Annotated in this window: 5 protein-coding genes; 3 read left to right on the plus strand and 2 right to left on the minus strand. The window is 64.1% G+C overall.

Annotation, left to right across the window (positions count from 1 at the left end; genetic code table 11):
* Nucleotides 1-200 precede the first annotated feature (200 nt).
* Nucleotides 201-1,043: a DUF4249 domain-containing protein gene (locus GM79_RS09080; RefSeq protein ID WP_081867652.1), complete on the plus strand. Its 843-nt coding sequence runs from the start codon at nucleotides 201-203 to the stop codon at nucleotides 1,041-1,043.
* Between the two features lie 236 nt (nucleotides 1,044-1,279).
* Complete coding sequence (locus GM79_RS09085) at nucleotides 1,280-1,585, plus strand: hypothetical protein (RefSeq protein WP_035562596.1); 306 nt, start codon at nucleotides 1,280-1,282, stop codon at nucleotides 1,583-1,585.
* An 86-nt stretch (nucleotides 1,586-1,671) separates the two neighbouring features.
* On the opposite strand, the gene GM79_RS09090 is transcribed toward GM79_RS09085, so the two are convergent.
* Nucleotides 1,672-2,490, minus strand: a complete 819-nt coding sequence (locus tag GM79_RS09090) for a purine-nucleoside phosphorylase (protein WP_035562598.1) — start codon at nucleotides 2,488-2,490, stop codon at nucleotides 1,672-1,674.
* Between the two features lie 67 nt (nucleotides 2,491-2,557).
* On the opposite strand from GM79_RS09090, the gene GM79_RS09095 reads away from it, so the two are divergent.
* Nucleotides 2,558-3,031 (plus strand): hypothetical protein, encoded by a 474-nt coding sequence (locus GM79_RS09095; protein WP_152559916.1) that lies wholly within the window; start codon nucleotides 2,558-2,560, stop codon nucleotides 3,029-3,031.
* 40 nt (nucleotides 3,032-3,071) lie between these two features.
* Here the strand turns inward: GM79_RS09095 and GM79_RS09100 are convergent, their stop codons facing one another.
* The gene (locus GM79_RS09100) at nucleotides 3,072-4,541 is read right to left on the minus strand and encodes an IS4 family transposase (RefSeq protein ID WP_035561809.1); all 1,470 of its coding nucleotides are present in this window, start codon (nucleotides 4,539-4,541) and stop codon (nucleotides 3,072-3,074) included.
* Nucleotides 4,542-4,631: the final 90 nt, after the last annotated feature.

Consider the following 4,631-nt stretch of genomic DNA (forward strand, 5'->3'; position numbering starts at 1 on the left):
CGCCTACAACCGCCGCAACCCCTACTTCGTGTACTTCGACCAGGTGCGGGCCGGTGGCGACGACACGCCCATCACCAGTTTCCGGGCCCGGCAGGTGTCGCTGTTTCCCGTTATTCCGGCCGTTACCTACAACTTCAAGTTTTAACCACGGATTTTGGGGGAGCTAGCCGCTGCCCGCTTTCCCTTGCCTTTGCTTGCCTATGTCTGGCCTTAGAAAACGCATTCCGCATTTGAGCGCTGCCGCCGGCCTGCTGCTGCTGGCCGCCCTCACGTCCTGCAACCTAGAGCAGAATATTGACGTGGAGCTGCCGGCGCTGCCGGTTCAGCTGGTAGCCGAGTGCTACCTCGAAGACGGCCAGATTCCGCGCCTCACCGTGACGGAAACCGTGCCCTACCTGGCCAGCCCCGAGCCGGTGCTGGCCACCGACGTCACGGTGCGCCTCACACTGGCAAATGGGCAGGTAGAAGTGCTCCGCTTCGCGCCGGGCTTTGACCCCACCACGGGCAAAGGCTACACCCACACGGGTAGCCAGGCGCTGGTGGCCCGCCCCGGCGACACCTTCGGCTTGGAAGTGCTGGATACCAAGGGCCGGCGCATTACCGCTACGGCCACCATGCCCAGCCGCGTGCCTATCGACTCGTTGGAGTACAAGTTCAACGACTTGCCTCCCGCACAGCGCGAGGCCTTCGTACTCACCAACTTCCGCGACCCGGTGGGCTTGGGCAACTTCTACCGGCTGCAGATTCACCGCGACAGCATTGGCCCCTCGTCGGAAATTGATTATGACGTGGAAGACCGTCTCAACGACGGCACCGGCTTCACCCTGGGCACCAGCTACCGTTTCGACCCCGGCGACACGCTGCTGGTCACGCTCTACCACCTCGACCGGCCTTACTACCTGTTCCGGCAGTCGGTGCAAGACGCACGCAACGCCAACGGCAACCCGTTTGCGCAGCCTGCGTCCATTCGGAGTACGGTGCAGGGCGGCGTGGGCGTGTTCACGGTGCTCAGCTACGACCGCAGGCAAATTATTATTCCGTAGCGACTCGCTGCAAAAACTCCTTTTCTGGAATTGCAAGCGGTGCAACCTTTAAGCGACGGAATGGTATCTTTCCGGCACCATTTCACCCAAACCCGCCACGACCCATGCGTCCTTTTTCCTCTGTGTTACTCATTTGCTTAACGCTGCTAGCCGGTACGCTGGCGGGTTGCCAAGGACCGGACTGTGGCTGCGCTCCACCGCCTCAAGAGCCGGTCACTACCGCCGCCTTCACCCGCGTGAATACGTGGTGGCTGAGCGAGGTGTTCCGCGCGGGCCAAATCACACAGGGCGACGCCATCAAGGACCGGTATTCGATGCAGTTCCGGCCCAGTGGTAGCTACGTCCAAACCTTGCTCAGCGACGGAACCGTTTTTGAAGGCACCTGGATGCTGATGGGGGCCGACAACCGCACGCTGCACCTGACCGACCACAAGGGAGCTATTCAGGAATACTCCGTGGCCGTGAGTTCGGAATCGCTGACCTACGGCCGCAACACCGGCACCGGGCAGGCCGAGCACTACGGATTTCGAATGACCCGGTAGCGGCAAGCTGCCGGGCAGCTCTTTACAGAAAATACCACTGCGTAAACGTAGTGGTATTTTTTTGACTAATATGACGCAGCAACTGCTTACAACCCCGCTATCACTGCTTTTACCAACGCCGTGAGCCGGGGCTCGGCCAGAGCGGCGGCGGCAAAAATATCGGCCAGCACCACGGGCTTGAGGTGGCCGGGCGCGCACAAATCGGTGATGACGGACACGGCCAGCACCGGCAAGCCCAGGTGGCGCGCGGCAATAACCTCGGGCACCGTGCTCATGCCCACGGCATCGGCCCCAATGGTGCGCAGGTAGCGGTATTCGGCGGGGGTTTCGAGCATGGGGCCGGGCACGCTCACGTACACGCCGCGGCGGGTGCTGCCGGCCTGGCCCAGCGCCTGGGCGGCGGCTTCGGCGTGGGCCAGCAGGGCGGCGTCGTAGGGTGCAAACATGTCGGGGAAGCGCGGGCCCAGCTCGTCGAGGTTGGCGCCGATGAGCGGGTTGGTGGGCTGCAGGTTGATGTGGTCGTCAATCAGCATCAGGTCAGCAATTTTGAAATCCGGATTGAGGCCGCCGGCCGCATTGCTCACCAGCAGCCGACTGACACCCAGCAGCTTGAGCACTCGCACCGGCATGGCCACCTGCTGCATGTTGTAGCCTTCGTAGTAGTGAAACCGGCCTTGCAGCACGGCCACATTCCTGCCCCCCAGGCGACCCAGCAGCAGCCGCCCGGCATGGCTTTCCACGGTGCTGAGGGGGAAGTGCGGAATGTCGGCGTAGTTGATTTCGTACTCGACTTCAACCTCCTTCGCCAAAGCGCCCAGGCCGGTTCCGAGGATGATGCCCGTTTCAGGCTGGAAATTGTTGGACTGGGCCTGAATGTAGGCGGTGGCTTCGCGGAGTTGGTGCATCAATAGAATGGTAAAATACGACTGCAAAGTTGTCACCGTTCCCGCCATAAACCTTTACCTTGGCCTTATGCTCCCTTCTATGCTCTCGCTCGCTCCGAAACCCTACCTCACCTTGGCCGCGCTTCTTCTGTGCACGGCTTGCTCCGGGGAGGATGCAACACCCCAACTCACGGCCGCTGAAGTTGCCGTGAACCAAGCCGTTGGCACCTACGCCTGCAAGGCCTATTTCACGTCGTGGTCGGGGGGCAAGCCAAGCATCACCACCCGGCTGCGCGACACCACAATTCTGATAATACGCGTTGACACCAATACCGTGCAGATTGGTGGCACTCACCTGGATGTCGTCCGCAACCCCATATACCAAGGCTGGCGCGGGCACGCGCCCACGCGCCCAGCCACCACGTTTGGCAATCAGGCCTTCGGAATATCCACTACCTACCAAATGCTGCAGGTAGCATCGAACAGCGACAGCCTGTATTTTGAAAATTCCGGCAGCGGCCACTCCTTTGGGCGGGTATGGAAGTACTACGGTAAAAAATAAGAAAGCCCGGACTGGTTGCAGTCTTGTCCTTACCCACATCTTAGGGCTGGTTGAGTTGAGTGGCGAGCCGGACGCCTTCGACGAGTAAGCGCAGGCTCATCAGGCCGCGCCAGAGGGTTTGCCAGCCAGGTGGTCCGTCGCCTTTGCGGCCCAGGTGGCCGCCCAGGCCAGCCAAGGCATAATACACGTCGCGCACAGTCTGCACGGGTCGTGAACTGCGCAGCGTGAGGACCTGTAAAAAAGTCGCTTCCAGCCCCGCTGCCGTCGCCGGCAAGTCGGGTTGGAGGCGACTTTTTTCGCGCATATCCACTAGCGCCAATGCGACCACGCTGAGCAGGGCGACGGCGGCAAAAAGACGGTCAGCGGTTTGGAGCTGGAGCTTTTCGGCCCCCAGGCCCGTTTTCAGGGCTTTGTGAAAGTCCTCGATGAGCCAGCGGCTCACGTACTGCCGGGCGCAGGCGTGGGCCTGGGCAAAATCCGTGATGGGTTGGTCGCAGAGCAGCAGCCATTCCAGGGCGGGCGTGGCCGGGCCTGTGTCCCCGACTTGGGCGGCTTCCCAGACCCGTACCAGGGCGCAGGGAACCGGGTCCCCTTTGCCCGTCGCCGCGCCCGGTCGCTGGGGCGCACGCAGGGCCAGCGGGGGGCTGAAACTGACCTGGAGCAGCACTTCGCGGGCCGGCTGGCCCGGCCGGCCACGCAAGGCCAGGGTCAACTGGCCCGCCGAGGGCTGGGCCCGCGCCACGGCGAAGAGCCGCCCGGCGGGCGCTTTGTCGGCGCCGGCCACCAGGGCCCGGTCCTGGGCGGCGCGCACCACGAAGCCCAGGCCCTGGGCCCGGCACTGCTGCAGGTGCTCGTAGATGTCGGCCCCGCGGTCGGCCACCACCACCCAGCGCGCGTCCGGTGGCGGGCTGCCCACGTTGCGCAAGCTCCGGGACCAGAGCGCCGATTCGCGGACCCGGCCCTGGCGCAGGCGCGAGCCGCCGTGGAGATGGTCTTTTTCGGCCTCCGGCACCGGTTGACGGACGTGAAACTGCTGGTCCAACAGGCCCAGCAGCGGCAGGGCGGGCCGTTTGGCGGCCGGGTCGGGGTCCTGCACCGGCCAGCCGGCGGCCACCAACGAGTGCAGCAGTACGCCCTGGCTCGTGGCCTTGCCCGGCCCGACCGGCCCCAGGCCGGGCCGGCGCTCGTCGGCTTCGGGCCAGCTCAGTTCGCTCGTGTCTTCGACCAGCAGGTAGGTGCCCGGCTCCTGTAGCGCTTGGCGAACCACGGCCTGATGCGCCCCCTGCAGCGCCTCGGGCGTGGCCCTTGCACCGCCCAGCAAGCGATACGCCGCTTTACTGGCCCCCGCCTGGCCGGTCCCCAACTGCGGAATGGTGGCCCCCGGCTGCCGGGCCCAACCGGCGGCCAACTGCACCACCCGTCGGCTGCGGCGGGCATCGCCCAACACCGTGCCCCCAAAATGCGTCTGCGCCCACAGCTGCGGGTCGCAGAAATGCGTCGAAATACTCATCTCGCAAGCTACTAAGCCGGCCCCGCAAGAACCCACAAAAAAGCGCCGACCTGTTGGCCGGCGCTTTTCAAAGATGTGGGTAAGGACAAG

The sequence above is a fragment of the Hymenobacter sp. IS2118 genome (assembly GCF_000715495.1).
Taxonomy (GTDB): Bacteria; Bacteroidota; Bacteroidia; order Cytophagales; family Hymenobacteraceae; genus Hymenobacter.